Source organism: Thalassobellus sediminis, from assembly GCF_044386045.1.
GTDB lineage: Bacteria > Bacteroidota > Bacteroidia > Flavobacteriales > Flavobacteriaceae > Thalassobellus > Thalassobellus sediminis.
The window spans coordinates 110734-127091 of sequence record NZ_JBISCD010000040.1 but is presented as its reverse complement, the minus strand read 5'-3'; the positions used below and the strand labels follow the sequence as shown (position 1 = coordinate 127091).

The window sequence follows — 16358 nt, the reverse complement described above, 5'->3', positions numbered from 1 at the left end:
TTTTATTATCTGTTTTGTCAGTGGATATATTATTATATATTTACAAAGTTTAAATAGAATTTAGTATTAAAAATATGTTTTTTTAAACGTAGATTAGGATTATATTTTATAAAAAAGATGTTTTTTTTATAATTTTACATACCTTTGCGTAATCGATTACAATTTTTAATTACTGTCAATCTTTTAGACATAATCACAAAAATAATTTAAAGATAATAAGCTTAAAATGAGCAAAAAATTTATTAACGACAATTTTCTTTTAGAAAATAAATACGCAGAGGAATTATATCATAATTATTCTAAAAATCAGCCAATTATAGATTATCATAACCACTTATCACCACAACAAATATCAGAAGATAAGATATTCGATAATATTACTCAAGTTTGGATAAATGGAGATCATTACAAATGGCGTGCAATGCGTACATTGGGTATAAATGAAAATTTTATTACTGGTAATGCTCCCGATAAAGATAAGTTTTTAAATTGGGCAAAAACGGTGCCTTACACAATGCGTAACCCATTATATCATTGGACACATTTAGAGTTAGCTCGTTATTTTGATGTGTATGATTTGCTTAATGAAAAAAATGCTGATAAAATTTACGAAGAAGTTTCAGCTAAAATTAACACTAAAGAATATAGTACTCAAAATTTACTTCGAAAAGTAAATGCAGAATACGTTTGTACAACTGAAGATCCTACAGATACTTTAGAATACCACCAACAGATTATAAAAAACAATTTAGATATTAAAGTTGGTACTTCATTTAGACCTGATAAAGCGATAATGATTTCTAATGAAGGCTATAACAACTATGTTGATTCTTTAGCTAATGCTTCAGAAACGCCTATTAATTCTTATGATGATTTATGTGATGCATTAAAAAATAGAATTGAGTTTTTCGATAAAAATGGTTGTTCAGTTTGTGATCATGGTTTAGATCAAATCTATTTTGAAAAATTTACAGAAGCTGAAGTAAAGTCAATTTTCAAAAAGAAAAGAGAAAATCAAAATATTACATTAGAAGAAGCTTTAAAATTTCAAAGTGCTATTTTATTATTTTTAGCAGAAACTTATCATGAATATGGTTGGGTACAACAATATCATCTAGGGGCTTTAAGAAATAATAACAAAAGAATGTTAGATGTTTTAGGTCCTGATACAGGATGGGATTCTATTGGTGATTATCCACAAGCTCAAAAACTATCAGCATTTTTAAATGCACTAGATAGTAAAGACAAACTAACAAAAACCATTATTTATAACTTAAACCCTGCCGATAACGAAGTCATGGCTACCATGATAGGTAATTTTAACGATGGTAGTGTAAAAGGAAAAGTGCAGTTTGGCTCTGGTTGGTGGTTCTTAGATCAAAAAGATGGTATGATAAAGCAATTAAATGCGCTTTCAAATATGGGGCTTATTAGTTGTTTTATTGGGATGTTAACAGATTCTAGAAGTTTCTTGTCATTTCCAAGACACGAATATTTTAGACGTATTCTTTGTAATCTTTTAGGAGACGAAATAAAAAGAGGCGAATTACCAAACGATATGGAATGGATTGGTAAAATGGTTTCTGATATTAGTTATAATAATGCCAAAGATTATTTCAAAATTTAAATAAAGCTTTACCAACTAAAATTTTATATACACGAAGTATAAGTGTATATTTAACACCAATAAACTTAGAAAATTATGAATGAAACGCAGAAGATAGGAAACTATCGTTACAGGATTTTAGGGCTTTTGATGTTTGCCACTACAATCAATTATTTTGATAGAAGTATCATTGGAGTACTTTATCCCACACTTCAAAAATTATTTGGTTGGACAAATAGTGATTATGCAGGGATAATTATTTGGTTTCAAATTGCATATGCAATAGGAATGCTTGCTATGGGAGGAGTTATAGATCGTTTAGGTACAAAAAAAGGATACACATTAGCCATTGGAACATGGAGTTTCTTTGGGGTTCTTCATGCTTTTGTACAACCAGGATTTAGTATTTTAGGATTTTCTGTAGCTCGTTTTGGTTTAGGAATAGGTGAATCTGGAAATTTTCCAGCAGCTCAGAAAACGGTAGCTGAATGGTTTCCTAAGAAAGACAGAGCATTTGCAACGGGACTTTATAATGCGGCTACAAGTATAGGCGCTATAGCAGCACCATTTGTTATTGGTTGGATTGTTCATGAAAATGGAAAAAACTGGCAAATTCCTTTTTTAATTACTGGAGCTCTTAGTGCCATTTGGGTGTTTCTTTGGTTTCGCATTTATAAAAAGCCAGAAGTTCATCCTAGCCTATCAAAAGGCGAATTAGCTTATATTCAAAGTGATTCTAAAGTAGAGAATGAAGATAAATTACCATGGAAACAGGTTTTCTTTAAACGAGAAACTTGGGCTTTTGCTGTGGCAAAAATGACCGATGCTGTTTGGTGGTTCTACCTTTTCTGGGGAGCAAAATATTTATCTGTAACATTTGGTGTAGATGTTAAAAGTATTGGGGTTCCATTTTTTGTTATTTATGCTATGGCAGATGTAGGTAGTATTTTTGGAGGATATCTTTCAGGATTTTTTATCAAAAAAGGATGGTCAATTAATAAAGCAAGAAAATCAACTTTATTAATATGTGCTTTAATTATTTTACCAGTTGCAATTGTAGCAATAACACAAAATAAATGGTTAGCAGTATTTCTTATAGGATTAGGAGCAGCAGGGCATCAAGCTTGGTCTGCAAATATTTTTACATTGGCTTCAGACGTATTTCCTAAAAAGGCAGTTGCTTCTGTAACAGGTATTGGTGGAATGTCTGGTGCTGTTGCAGGAATCATATCATCTTTCTTATTAGGTAAAGCGCTAGACTCAGCTGGGAATACAGGTTTTTTCTGGGCGTTTCTAGTAGCAGGGTCTTGTTATTTAGTCATTCTTGGTTTAGTACATTTGTTAATGCCAAAAATGACCCCTTTAGATGAAAATTTAAATTACATAGTAGAATAATATAGGAGTCTTTAAAATTAAAAAATTAAATAAAGGATTCAATTAGTCTTAAACTTTTTAAGATTAATTGATCCTTTAATTATTATATAAAAATGAAAAAGTTAAATAGAGTAAATGTTGGATTAGAAGAAAAGCTTCCAATAAAAATAGTACAATTTGGAGAAGGTAATTTCTTAAGAGCCTTTATAGGTTATGCGTTTCAGGAATTAAATAAAGCAGTCGATTTTAATGCTGGAATAGCTGTGGTACAACCAATTGATAGAGGTTTAGTAAAAATGCTAAACGATCAAGATGGATTGTACACTTTGTTTATGAAAGGTGTTAAGAAAGGCCAAGAAATTCAAGATATTGAACTTATTTCTAATATTGTAAAAGGTGTAGATCCATATGCTAATTTTAATGATTATTTAAGTTTAGCAAAAGAAGAATCTTTAGAATTCATTATTTCTAATACTACAGAAGCAGGTATTGCATATGTAGGTTCTGATACGCCTGAAATGCAACCACCAAGTTCATTTCCTGCTAAATTAACTGTTCTTTTACACGAAAGGTTTAAGCATTTTAATGGAGATACAAGCAAAGGATTAACTATCATTCCATGTGAGTTAATTAATCATAATTCGGAGACTTTAAAAGAAATTATTTTAAAGTATGTAATCGATTGGAATTTAGGTAATGACTTTAAAACATGGCTATTAGAAAGTAATGCTTTTCACAGTACATTAGTAGATAGAATTGTTCCAGGATATCCAAAAGATGAGATTGAAACTTACAATGCACAGTTAGATTATTCAGATAACTTAATTGTAGCTGCCGAAGCATTTTTATTATGGGTTATTGAAGGAGGAGACGATTTAAAAGCAAAATTACCATTTAGTAAAACAAGTTTAGATGTTAAGATTGTTGATGATATGCAACCTTACAGAACTAGAAAAGTACGTATCTTAAACGGTGCACATACAGCCATGGTTCCTTTTTCTATACTTTACGGTAATAAAACAGTAAAACAATCTGTAGATGATTCGTTTACTGGTCCTTTTATAAATAAAGCTGTATTTGATGAAATTATTGACACATTAGATATGGACAGAGATGAGTTGAATAGTTTCGCGGATGATATTTTCGACCGTTTTAGAAACCCATTTATTATTCATAATTTATCAAGTATAGCTTTAAACACGGTATCTAAATTTAAAGTTAGAGTATTACCTAGTTTATTAGAATATGTAAATATTCATAAAAAAGTACCAACTAATTTAACGTTTGCTTTTGCTTCATTAATACGTTTTTATAAAGGAGGAACTTGGAATGGTGAAGATTTACCAATTAATGATAGCGCAGATGTTGTTGAAGCATATGCTAAAATATGGGAATCTAGCGATTATTCAGAAATAGCTAAAAATGTTTTAAGTATTGAAGATTATTGGGGAGAAGATCTAACCAAAGTTGAAAACTTAACAGATGCTATTGCTTTGGCTTTACAAGAAATTGATGCTAATGGTATTGAAAAAGGGTACACAAATTATAGTGCTAAGTTTTAGGAATTAATAAATTATATGATGCAGAAAAAGATCATTAAAGTAAATTCACCAGACAACGTTGCCGTTGCTTTGGTAAATTTAAATGCAGGCGATATTGTTTCTTTTGAAGGAGAAGATATTAAGATACTTTCATACACGAAGTCTAAACATAAAATAGCTTTACAGAAGTTTGAATCTGGAGATAGAATTATTATGTATAGTGTTCTTGTAGGAACAGCGAATGGAGTTATTGAAAAAGGAGATGTTTTAACAACTGAAAATGTAAAACACCAAAGTGAAAAGGTTTTTGGTAAAACAGAATCATTTACTTGGGAAGCGCCTAATGTTGAAAAATGGAAAGGAAGAACCTTTAATGGTTACCACAGAGAAGATGGGCAAGTAGGAACAGAAAATGTTTGGTTGTTCTTTCCTCTAGTTTTTTGTGAAAATAGAAATATTGAAATTTTAAAAGAAGTTTTTGAAAAAGAACTTTTAAAAGAAAAAGAAACATCACATCAATTATTACTTCGCTCTTTAGTTAGTGGAGGTGCAGAAGAGACAGCAGCTGAAAAACCTTCTGAAAAAGTATTTAATAATATTGATGTAAAGTTTATAACACATCCAGGTGGTTGTGGAGCAATAAGACAAGATTCTGAAAGTTTAGCAAAATTATTAGCCGGTTATGTAAATAATCCTAACGTTGCAGGTGCAACGGTTTTAAGTTTAGGGTGCCAAAACCTTCAAATAAGCGTTTTTAAAGATGCATTGGATGCTATTAATCCAAATCTTAAAAAGCCAGTCCTTATTTACGAACAACAACAGATGGGAACTGTAGATGAAATGCTATCTACAATTGTTAAAGATTCTTTTAAAGCTATTACCGAAGCTAATAAAGCAGAACGTAAACCTGCACCACTTTCAAAACTTAAAGTTGGTTTAGAATGTGGTGGATCTGATGGGTTCTCTGGTATTTCTGCAAACCCTACTTTGGGAGCAGTTTCAGATTTATTAGTAGCTTTAGATGGAACTGCTGTTTTAGCTGAGTTTCCAGAATTATGTGGTGTTGAGCAAGAATTAGTAAATAGATGTGTTGAGGATGCTGATGGCGAGAAGTTTTTAGAATTAATGAAAGCTTACGAAAAGTCTGTTGTTGATGCTGGTTCAGGGTTTGATATGAATCCGTCACCGGGTAACATTAAAGACGGTTTAATTACCGATGCCATGAAATCTGCTGGAGCAGCTAAAAAAGGAGGGACTTCTCCAGTTGTAGCTGTTTTAGATTATGGGGAGTATATTAATAAGCCTGGTTTAAATTTATTATGTACACCAGGTAATGATGTAGAAAGTACGACTGGATTAGTTGGTTCTGGAGCAAACGTTGTATTATTTACAACAGGGTTAGGAACACCTACAGGTAATCCTATAGCGCCAATAATTAAAGTGTCTTCAAATACAGAAATGGCACTTAGAATGTCTGATATTATAGATATTGAAACAGGAGCTGTTATTCGTGCAGAGAAAACCATTGATGAGATGGCTGATGAAATGTTAGAATTTATAATTAAAGTTGCAAGTGGTGATATTCAAACCAAAGCAAAGCTATTAAATCAAAATGATTTTATTCCCTGGAGACGAGGAGTGTCATTGTAATGATATTTATTTTAAAATGATTAGAGAAACCAAGCCTTAGTGCTTGGTTTTTTTTATGAAGTATTTTTAACATGTTTTATGCTTGAAAGAGATTTGTGTTTTTATAATGAAGATTTGAGCATTGTAAAAACAAGGGTTTTTGAAATTAGTCTTGTATTGTATTTAGTCGATAATGAATCACCACATTAAAAGTGTAATCGATTATATTTTAAACTAAATGATATAAAGTAAGTTATTATGAATACACTTAAATGTTTAATAGTATTTGTTGGTCTAATTTTTTTAGCAGGTTGTAGTAGTGACAATCCTGTTGAAGAAATTTCTAATAATATTCTAATAAAAAGCATTATTATAAATGGGGGTAATATTGAAGATGGTACTGCCAAACAATTGTCTCTTGATATATTGCCTAATAACGCTACTAATAAGACTGTTATTTGGAGTGTCTCAGACGAGGCTATAGCTAAAATTTCATCATCAGGAATATTAACTCCTATTGATAACGGTACACTAACTGTAAGTGTTATAGCTAACGATGACTCTGCAACTTCTGCAGAGAAGATATTTAAAATTTCTGGTGTATCAGGGCAATCTATTTTAGTAAATAGTATAACAATTTCTGGAAGTGATATAACAGATGGAAACCCTCAACAATTATCAGTAGAAATATTACCAGCAGATGCAACAAATAAACTTGTTACTTGGACTGTGTCAGATCCTCTTTTGGCAGATATCTCAAGTGATGGGGTGCTTACACCAAAGGATAATGGTGCAATTACAATTACTGCAACTGCAGCAGATGTTAGTGGTGTTACTAATCAATTTATTATGAATATTTCAGGAGTTACACCTGTTTATGCTACAATATTAAAAGCAGAAAATATGCTGTTATGGCAACGAAGTAATGGAGGATGGCCAAAAGAACCTTATAACGATTTTTCTGGTTATGAGAGAACACAGACTGCTAATGAGATATCAACAGCTAATAATACTAAAGACTATACAGATACAACAATTGATAATAATCATACTGTTGGAGAACTTAAGTTTTTGTTAAGTGCTTATAAATCTACGAATAACCCAGATTATTTAGATGCTGTAATTAGAGCTATTGATTACCTTTTTGAAGCACAATACGATAATGGAGGTTGGCCTCAATATTATCCTTTAAGAGATAACTATAGTCGCCATATAACTTATAATGACAATGCTATGGGTAATGTTATGAATTTAATGAAGGACATTATTAATGGAAATAGTAATACAGATGTACTCGATGCATCTTATGTTGCTAAAGCTCAAACAGCATTTGATAAAGGTATTCAAGTTATTTTAGATACTCAAGTTGTTATTAATGGAATTAAAACAGCTTGGTGTGCACAGCATGATGCTGTTACTTTAGCACCAGCAACAGCTAGATCTTATGAATTAGCTTCAAATAGTGGGTCGGAGTCTGTTGGTGTAGTACGTTTATTAATGGATTTAGAAAACCCTTCCTCTGAAGTTATTGATGCAGTTAATAGTGCTATAGCTTGGTTTGAGTCTGTTAAAATAGTTGGTTATGCTTTACAAAGTACGGGTAGTGATAAAGTTTTAGTAGAATCGCCAGGTAATGTGATGTGGGGAAGGTTTTATAGTTTAGAAGATTATGCTGGTTTTTCATACGCTTCTTATTTTGGTATTTTTGGACCTAATGAAGCATTTTTCTGTAGTAGGGATGGAATACCTAGAAAAACCATTGCCGAAATATCTCATGAAAGAAGAAATGGTTATTCATGGTATGGTAGCTGGCCTAAAAATTTAATTAGTTCTGAATATGCTTCTTGGAAAAGCAAACACGGTATTTAATAAAAACGTCAAGAAAATCATTCTAAAACATTTTACTTGATTAAAAAGCCACCAAGAATTAAATTCTTGGTGGCTTTTTAAATTTTATTTTAATCTAAATAAAGCTATTATTTAAATACTATATTCAAAAAATTAACGGTGTAATTAAGCGTTGTTTCAAACCAAGGATGCATCAACCAAAAAGAATGTGGACTATCTGGAATGGTATGTGTCTCATTATAAATATTGTGTTTATTTAAAATAGCCACCATATCATCACGTCCCGCATGAAAACGAGCTTGAGCACTATTAATAAATAGGGTAGGAGGTGTGTGTTCATTTACATATTCTAGAGGAGATGCTTCTTTCCAGTTTTTAAAATTATCTTCCTTTTCACCATTAAGCCAAATACCAGCCATAGATCGCTTACCTGGTTTTGATTCTGCAGCAGCTTCAGGATGAATAAAAGATACGATACCATCTATATTAACAATAGCTTGAACTTCATCAGAAATTGATGCATTAGAGCCATAAACAGATGAATTTGGTGTGGCTCCAATCAATGTTGCTAATTGTGCACCCGCAGACGCTCCTAATACTGCTATTTTTGCTGGATTAATTTTATATTTTTTTGCGTTTTTACGCATCCATCTAACAGCGTCTTTTAAATCGATGATTCCTGCAGGATATAGAGCTTCAAAACCAAGTCTATAAGAGACTGAGATGGCTACAAAACCCTTTTCTGCCAGGTGTTGAGCCATAACACGTTCGTTTTCTTTACTACCAACGAGCCATCCGCCACCATGAATTAATAAAACTGCTGGGTATGTTTTTGAATTTTTGTTTTTAGGAATATAAACATCAAGTCTTAACTTAGTACCATCTACCTTTTTATAAACAACATCTTCTTTGTAACAAATAGCTTTTGAAACTAACGGTTCTATAGGAGAAATAAAAGGATGATTTTTTTTTAATTTTTGATAGGTATTTTCAATAGTATAGGCTTTGTAATCTGATTTTTTTACTTGTGAAAAAGTATTGCTACTAACAATAATCAATAGAGTAAAACATACTATGCTTTTTAAGACTTTCATTATTAATTTAGTATGACTGTTTTCTCAGATAGCCCTTTTTCTATTATAATTTGTTCTTTTTCGTTTGAAAAATCGTTTTTATCAAACTGAATACTTTCACTTTTTTCTCCTAGTACTCTAATTGGTAATTTACTTTCTTCAAAAGTTAGATTCGAAATTTTTACATTTTTACCATTATAAATAGTAAGTGCATGATCATTTGATGCAATAATCTCAATATTAGAAAGTGTTAATCCATCTACATCAATAGCTGTTATACCTTTTTTAGTTTCGAAAACTGCATTTTCAAGCGATACATTTTTTAAACTCATTTCAGGTAATCCCATGAAAAAGGCTGCCTTTTCAGAATTTGATACTCTAATGTTTTTCATGAATATATTTCTAAAAGAAGGTGTTTCTTCATTGACTTCAACTAAAATTTGATCTCGTTTTTCTTCTATTGATTTATCTCCTTCATCTAACATAGGCGATTCCCCTCCGTAAAATAAATTAAAACGAATAGCTTCCGCTGGAATCTTTGTCATGTTAATGTTAGATATGTATATGTTTTCAACAATACCACCTCTTCCTCTGGTACTTTTAAATCGTAAACCAACATCAGTTCCAATAAAAGTACAATTTGAAACATGAACATTTTTAACACCTCCAGACATTTCACTACCAATAATAAAACCACCATGCGCATGATATACCGTATTGTTTTTAACAATGACATTTTGTGTAGGCATGCCTAGTTGTCTACCATCCTCATTTTTTCCAGATTTAAAACAAATGGCATCATCACCAACATCAAAAGTGTTATTATAAATCAAGACATTTTTACAAGAATCTAGATCTAAACCATCACCATTTTGTGAATACCAAGGGTTTCTCACGCTGATATTTCTGATAATGATATCTTCACTTTTTAAAGGGTGAATATTCCAAGCAGGAGAGTTTTGAAACGTTGGACCATCTAAAAGTATTCTTTTACTAGTAGAAATACTTATCATTACAGGTCTTAAAAAATCTTTTACTGATTCTAACTCAACATCATCAATTAAATCGGGCACATTAAAACTGGAGCTGCTTTCATAGCCTTTTTTTGAACTTTCAGTAGGAAACCATCTGTTTCCATCTGCAGATAGAGCACCACCTGAATTAAGAAGTTTTTGCCATTGTTTAGTTGTCATTTTACCTTTTTTAACAGGTCGCCATGCATCACCATTACCATCTATGATACCGTTTCCTGTTATAGCAATATTTTCAACTTTAAAAGCATTGATTGGAGATGTGCATCTAACAGTATGTAAGCCTTCAAAGCTTGTTTTTATAAGTTTGTAATCATCAAAATCTTTACTAAATAGGATTAACGAACCATCTTCTAAATGAAGATTTACATTGCTTTTTAAAGTAATAGGTCCAGTAAGCCAAATACCTCTAGGAATTATAACTTTACCGCCACCTTTAACGTTTACATCATTTATAGCTTTAGAAAAAGCATCTGTGTTTTTAAAAAGACCACCACTTACTGCTCCAAAATCTGTAATACTAACTGTGTAATCTGGAAAGTTTGTCGTTTCTACCTTTGGCATTTCAAATTCAATACCTTCATAAATATCAAGGTTATTTGTATCTACAACTTTTTGAGCCTCTTGCTGTTTACATGAAATGGTTATTAATGATAAACAGAAAATTATTACTAACTTATTCATAAATATATTATTTAGTGATTTTAAAATAATCTACATCGGCATAACCATAGCGTTTAGCTTCTCTTGTGCTAATACTGAATAAACCAACTTTAGCACCTATCCATTTGCCGTTTGTAGCTTTAAACGGTTTTCCTATATTTTTATATTTTTTTCCGTTTTCAGAATAGCTAAATTGACACATAGCATCTGGTCCAACAACGTTAACTTTAAAATATGCTGAATTGGTTTTTATACGTTCTATGGCATTCGTTTCTTCTTTAACGTCTTTAATGGCACCAATAGCTTCTGTTTGCTTAATAAAATAACCATTTTCATCAAGACTAATACTTATGGTGGCATAATTCATACCCATAACAACAAGTCCTGCCGTTTTTCCGTTGGTAGCATCTTCAGGGTGTAGTGTTATTTTTGTAGCTGCTGTAAAGTTTGGTGCCGGAAATTTTTGAAGTAGTAAATTTGGAACCATCCATAAATTAACAGCATCTTCTGGTGGGATGATAGAGAACAGTCTTAAATAATCTTTATTAGGAAATTTAACATGCCATAAAATATTTGAATTTGCATGCCATTGCCATTGAAGTCCAATATCTTGTCCGTCAAAATTATCCGTTTCAACAGGTGTTACTATAGGGTAGGTTTTACCAACATTTGGTTTTTTATGTGAAGCAACTGGTTCTCCAATACCATTGCCATCAAAATCTTTACCCATAACTGGCCAATCATTTTTCCAAGACATAGGTTGTAAATGAACAATACGTCCGTAAGCTCCATCATCTTGAAAATGATAAAACCAAGATTCTCCATTTGGCGTATCGACCCATGCACCTTGATGCGGACCGTTAATTGCTGTACTTCCTTGTTCTAAAACTACTTTTTCTTCATAAGGACCATAAACATTTTTTGAACGCAAAATGAGTTGCCATCCAGTAGATACACCTCCTGCCGGAGCAAAAATGTAGTAGTATCCATTACGTTTGTAAAACTTAGTGCCTTCAACAGTCGTATGATTATCATGTCCGTCAAACACATGGACACCTTCATCTAAAACTTCAGTGCCTTCAGCATTCATTTTATTTACCGTAAGTATACTTTTAACACCGGCTCTACTTCCTGCGTAAGCATGCGAAAGATATACGTCTCCATTATCATCCCATAAAGGACTAGGATCTATAAGTCCTTTGCCTTCCATGACTAATACTGGTTTATCCCAATCTCCATGAGGGTCTTTAGTTTTTACCATGTAAATTCCAAAATCTGGATCGCCCCAATAAATATAAAGTTCATTATTATGGTACCGAATACTTGGTGCCCAAATACCATTTCCGTGTTGAGGGACTTTAAAGGTGTCGTAAGGTACTTGTTGTTTTACGGCATAGTTTATTAATTTCCAGTTTACCATGTCTTTAGAATGAAGAATAGGTAATCCTGGAGCCGAATTAAAGCTGGAAGACGTCATATAATAATCATCTTCAACTCTTACAACATCTGGATCTGAATAATCAGAATATATTATAGGGTTTTTATATGTTCCATCTCCATTATCGGCTACCCAAACTTCAGATACATAATGTTTTTTTTGCGCAAATATTAAAGAGGTACTAATTAGTGTTAATAAGAATATATATCGTTTCATCGGTTATATTTTTGGCTTTAGATATTGTTCATTTACTATCTAAGTAAAAATGAAATTGTGAATGCTTTGTGTTTTTAGTAATATACTTTTTCAACACTTATTATACTAAATAATTTTGATAACAAAAGTTTAGATAATTCTATTACTATCTTTTGTTTCCGTAATAATACTTCAGCACACCCTATAGTTATTGGGTGTGCTGAAAGTTTAAATTTATCTATTTAATTCTAAAGCAGCCAAAATAAATGGACCAGTACCATGTAAATTGTTTACTTTTTTTGCTTCACTAATGTAATATTCAAAAGAACCATCTCTATATGGATTTCCTCCTAAACCTGCTCCTTTACAAGTTTGAGTAAGATGAATTTCTCCATCTTCGTCTACTTTAATCAATTCTTTTATAAGTCCATCAAAAGCTTTGTTTGCAGCACCTTTAAAGCTTTCTGGTAAATAACCTTTGTTAACACCTTTAGCAAATGCATAAGCAAACATTGCTGTTCCTGATGATTCTAAATAGTTGCCTTTTCTATCTGCTAGATCGGGAATTTGATACCAAATACCTGTTGAGTCTTGTACTTTTACTAAAGCTGTTGATAAGTCATTTAAATAGCCAATTAAATTGTCTCTTTTTGGATGGTCTTTTGGTAAATAATCTAATACATCAACTAATGCCATAGCATACCAACCTAAAGAACGCGACCAGAAGTTTGGTGATTTACCAGTTTCTATATCTGCCCAACCCATTTTCTTGCTTTCATCCCAAGCATGGTATAATAAGCCTGTTTTTTCGTCTAATGTTTGTTTATAGCTTAAGTCGAATTGGTGCACCACATCATCAAAGTTTTTGCCATCTTCATATTCTGAAATGTATTTAGCATAAAATGGTTGCCCCATATATAACCCATCTAACCACATTTGGTTTGGATATATTTTCTTATGCCATAAACCTCCAGAATTAGTTCTTGGATGTCCTTCAAATTGCTTTCTTAATGTCTTAATAGCTGTTAAATATCTTTCATCTTTTGTTTTTTCATAGATGAAGAAAAGAATTTTACCAGCATTAATATTATCAATGTTATATTTTTCCATTTTATAACCTTGAATAGTTCCAGTGCTATCAATTAAATCATCGACATATCCTTTTTCATATTCAAAATATTTTTCATTACCAGTTTTTTGATACAGTTTTTCAAAAGATAAGCCTAATAACCCATGTTTGTAATTCCAGTTTATTTTAGCGTGATTATCTACAGCGCTTGCTTTAGGAAAACGTTTCATGATAGATAACGCCATGCGTTCTGACCATTTTAAGTTTTCTGGAACAGCTTTTTCTATTGTAGTAGTTTCTTCTTGAATAGTTTCTTTTTTAGAATCTTTACAAGATGTAGCAAATACCCCTAGAGTTATAGCAATAAGAGCGATGTATTTAGTTGAAGTTTTCATTTTATATTAGTTTATTGTATTCGTTCTTTCTAATGATTCTAATTTTTTGTTTAAGTCAGTAATAAAAGCTTCTTCGGTTTTAATACCATTAGTTTCTTGTTCCCAAGCTCCTAAAAAGTAATATGTTAAAGTCTTAGTAGACGGTTTAAAAATAACTAAGTTGTCATCAATACCTTCTTTCTGTTCTGCTACTTCATCAAGTTTGTAAAACAATGCCATTCCTAAATTATCTGGAGGACTTGTTACGGTCTGTACGCCATAAGTTGCAATATATGCCCATTTTTCACCTTCCTTTTTTTGAAGTGCTAAACCGTGTTTTACAATACCAGTACATAATCCAGAAACTTCTTTTGAAGGTGTTAATTCTACTTTGGTAAATCTGTCTTGCGGATAAATAGTAAGTTTTGATTTTAAATCGATGCTTTCATTACCAGATTCCCATTCTGTGTATTCTATATTTACAGAAGAACTACTTTCTGAGTTTTCAACACTAGCAAAGGTGTTTTTTACTTTTTGAAAATGAACAACAGTATCGGCAACTATGCGTCCGTAACCACCAATTCCCATTGATTTTCCTGCTTTCAATATATCTTGTCCCCAAGGAGCATCTTCATGATACGAATCAAATCCATCTTGACCAACATATGGTAGCACTAACGAATCTACTTTCTTTCCATATATATCAATAGCATTTCTCCAGTCTAAATATAAGCGATATCCTATTTTGCTATTCTCCCAACCTGGGCCTTCATAGCGAATATACCAAGTGTGGTCTGTATGTTCAGCTGGAACTTGAAGTGAATCTACATTTTTGAATGTTCCGTCTATATATTCCTTATGACCTCTTGAGCCATCAACCCATTTTCCTCCTACTGCAACAGAAATTTCTGCATAACTTTTAGAAGTTATTTGTGTTTCAACTGCATCATTCGAGGTTTCTATTGGAATGTCAGATTTTTTTTCTTTACAAGAAAAAAGACTCAAAAACACTATAGATATAATTGCTAAGTTTTTCATGATATAATTTTGCTTATAGTTTGTTTAGTATTGTTTTCCGTTTATAGTGGTGTTTTTAAATATAATAGGCTCTGAATTTTCAACAGATAAAGGTGTTTTAGCTCCTTTTATATGTACATTAGTTAATGTCACATTTTTAACTAGATTTTCTTCTCTTCCTTTAATTAAAATACCATATTTACCTCCATTTTCTACTTCAATATCTTGAAGGTGTATGTTCTTTATTGAGGGAATAAAATTTCCTTCTTGGTTAGCATAAATGCCATAGTAGGTATTGATTTTTAAAACAGCTTCTTTTACTTGACCAACTTTAATATTTTTTACATAAACGTTTTCAACAAATCCACCTCTTAATGTGTTTGTTTTGATTCTTATGGCTCTATCTAAATTAGGGCTATCCATTTTGCAATTTCTAACGTAAACATTTCTTACTCCAGCCGAAATTTCGCTGCCCATAACAACGCCTCCATGACCATCTTGCATATCGCAATTTTCAATTACTATATTTTCACTTGGAATATTTATACGTCTACCTTCTTCATTTCTTCCTGATTTAATAGCAATACAATCATCACCAGTATCAAACGTGCAATTTGTAATATGAACATACTTTGAATATTCTGGATCGCAACCATCATTGTTTGGTCCATGGCTACTAACAGTTACACCATCAACTCTAACATAATTACATTTAATAGGATGTAAAACCCAAAAAGGAGCGTTTGTAAAAGTAACACCCTGTATCAATACATTATCACATTCAAAAGGTTGAAAAAACAATGGACGTAGTTGATGCCCTTCTCCAAAAGTGCGTTCGGCAACTGGTGTTGCGTTTTCGTTCATAGTACGTAACCTCGGTAAATTGTGGTCGTCTCTTTGGTGAGGTTCTCCTTCTATGTTTCCATATCTTTTAGCTCCACACCATGGCCACCAATTTTCTCTGTCTGCTTGACCATTAAAAATTCCTTTACCCGTTACAGCAATATTGTTTTGCTTGTAAGCATAAATAAGTGGCGAGTAATTCATTAATTCAACAGCTTCATAAGATGTATGAACAGCAGGCAAATAAGCACTTTTGTCTGTTGTAAATAATACATTGGCACCTTCTTCTAGATGAAGATTAACATTGCTTTTTAAAACGATTGGGCCAGTTAAAAAGTTGCCAGAAGGAATAACTACTTTACCTCCACCAGAGATATTACAAGAATCAATAGCCTTTTTTATGGCTTGTGTATTTAAAGTTTTACCATCTGCTATAGCCCCAAAATCAATAATATTTAAAGTTTTCTCAGGAAATTCTAGTTTTTTTATTTCTCTGATAATTTTATCAGCAGCAGCAAATGTGTCTATTTCTGGAACCTTTTCTTCATTTGCTTTTTCTTTACAAGAGTTTAAAGAGGCTGCAAAAATTGCAAGACAGAATAATAAGTTTAGTGTTTTTTTTGTGTTTAGTTTCATTGATTTTAGTTTAATTACAAT

General features: G+C 31.9%; 11 protein-coding genes. 5 read left to right on the top strand and 6 right to left on the bottom strand.

All coding sequences use genetic code 11. From position 1 onward, the window contains the following. Nucleotides 1-226: 226 nt before the first annotated feature. The 5 genes from uxaC (at nt 227) to pelA (ending at nt 8019) form a co-directional block, all read left to right on the top strand. A complete protein-coding gene (gene uxaC, locus ACH5TW_RS07410) occupies nt 227-1627 on the top strand; it encodes a glucuronate isomerase (protein ID WP_439335870.1) in 1401 nt (466 codons plus the stop codon). Nucleotides 1628-1702: 75 nt separating this feature from the next. Continuing rightward, on the top strand, nt 1703-3001 hold the full coding sequence (locus tag ACH5TW_RS07405; protein WP_439335869.1) for an MFS transporter: 1299 nt from the start codon (nt 1703-1705) through the stop codon (nt 2999-3001). Between the two features lie 92 nt (nt 3002-3093). Beyond that, the gene (locus ACH5TW_RS07400) at nt 3094-4542 is read left to right on the top strand and encodes a tagaturonate reductase (RefSeq protein WP_439335868.1); all 1449 of its coding nucleotides are present in this window, start codon (nt 3094-3096) and stop codon (nt 4540-4542) included. 18 nt (nt 4543-4560) lie between these two features. Next, complete coding sequence (locus tag ACH5TW_RS07395; RefSeq protein ID WP_439335867.1) at nt 4561-6171, top strand: UxaA family hydrolase; 1611 nt, start codon at nt 4561-4563, stop codon at nt 6169-6171. A 237-nt stretch (nt 6172-6408) separates the two neighbouring features. Further along, nucleotides 6409-8019, top strand: a complete 1611-nt coding sequence (gene pelA / locus ACH5TW_RS07390) for a pectate lyase (protein ID WP_439335866.1) — start codon at nt 6409-6411, stop codon at nt 8017-8019. 107 nt (nt 8020-8126) lie between these two features. Here the strand turns inward: pelA and ACH5TW_RS07385 are convergent, their stop codons facing one another. The 6 genes from ACH5TW_RS07385 to ACH5TW_RS07360 all read right to left on the bottom strand — a co-directional run bounded on the left by ACH5TW_RS07385 (nt 8127) and on the right by ACH5TW_RS07360 (nt 16337). Further along, nucleotides 8127-9092: an alpha/beta hydrolase fold domain-containing protein gene (locus tag ACH5TW_RS07385; RefSeq protein ID WP_439335865.1), complete on the bottom strand. Its 966-nt coding sequence runs from the start codon at nt 9090-9092 to the stop codon at nt 8127-8129. A gap of 2 nt (nt 9093-9094) precedes the next feature. Continuing rightward, entirely contained in the window at nt 9095-10786 is a 1692-nt protein-coding gene (locus ACH5TW_RS07380) for a glycoside hydrolase family 28 protein (protein ID WP_439335864.1), read from the bottom strand. Between the two features lie 7 nt (nt 10787-10793). Beyond that, on the bottom strand, nt 10794-12419 hold the full coding sequence (locus ACH5TW_RS07375; RefSeq protein WP_439335863.1) for a glycoside hydrolase family 43 protein: 1626 nt from the start codon (nt 12417-12419) through the stop codon (nt 10794-10796). Nucleotides 12420-12632: 213 nt separating this feature from the next. Then, on the bottom strand, nt 12633-13862 hold the full coding sequence (locus tag ACH5TW_RS07370) for a glycoside hydrolase family 88/105 protein (protein WP_439335862.1): 1230 nt from the start codon (nt 13860-13862) through the stop codon (nt 12633-12635). A 6-nt stretch (nt 13863-13868) separates the two neighbouring features. Continuing rightward, nucleotides 13869-14879 (bottom strand): DUF4861 family protein, encoded by a 1011-nt coding sequence (locus ACH5TW_RS07365; protein ID WP_439335861.1) that lies wholly within the window; start codon nt 14877-14879, stop codon nt 13869-13871. A gap of 24 nt (nt 14880-14903) precedes the next feature. Continuing rightward, nucleotides 14904-16337: a glycoside hydrolase family 28 protein gene (locus ACH5TW_RS07360; RefSeq protein ID WP_439335860.1), complete on the bottom strand. Its 1434-nt coding sequence runs from the start codon at nt 16335-16337 to the stop codon at nt 14904-14906. Between the last annotated feature and the right edge of the window lie 21 nt (nt 16338-16358).

Excerpts from the sequence above, each read along its gene's own strand:
- uxaC (WP_439335870.1), top strand. The coding sequence starts at position 227 with ATGAGCAAAAAATTTATTAACGACAATTTTCTTTTAGAAAATAAATAC.
- ACH5TW_RS07405 (WP_439335869.1), top strand. The coding sequence starts at position 1,703 with ATGAATGAAACGCAGAAGATAGGAAACTATCGTTACAGGATTTTAGGG.
- ACH5TW_RS07400 (WP_439335868.1), top strand. The coding sequence starts at position 3,094 with ATGAAAAAGTTAAATAGAGTAAATGTTGGATTAGAAGAAAAGCTTCCA.
- ACH5TW_RS07395 (WP_439335867.1), top strand. The coding sequence starts at position 4,561 with ATGCAGAAAAAGATCATTAAAGTAAATTCACCAGACAACGTTGCCGTT.
- pelA (WP_439335866.1), top strand. The coding sequence starts at position 6,409 with ATGAATACACTTAAATGTTTAATAGTATTTGTTGGTCTAATTTTTTTA.
- ACH5TW_RS07385 (WP_439335865.1), bottom strand. The coding sequence starts at position 9,092 with ATGAAAGTCTTAAAAAGCATAGTATGTTTTACTCTATTGATTATTGTT.
- ACH5TW_RS07380 (WP_439335864.1), bottom strand. The coding sequence starts at position 10,786 with ATGAATAAGTTAGTAATAATTTTCTGTTTATCATTAATAACCATTTCA.
- ACH5TW_RS07375 (WP_439335863.1), bottom strand. The coding sequence starts at position 12,419 with ATGAAACGATATATATTCTTATTAACACTAATTAGTACCTCTTTAATA.
- ACH5TW_RS07370 (WP_439335862.1), bottom strand. The coding sequence starts at position 13,862 with ATGAAAACTTCAACTAAATACATCGCTCTTATTGCTATAACTCTAGGG.
- ACH5TW_RS07365 (WP_439335861.1), bottom strand. The coding sequence starts at position 14,879 with ATGAAAAACTTAGCAATTATATCTATAGTGTTTTTGAGTCTTTTTTCT.
- ACH5TW_RS07360 (WP_439335860.1), bottom strand. The coding sequence starts at position 16,337 with ATGAAACTAAACACAAAAAAAACACTAAACTTATTATTCTGTCTTGCA.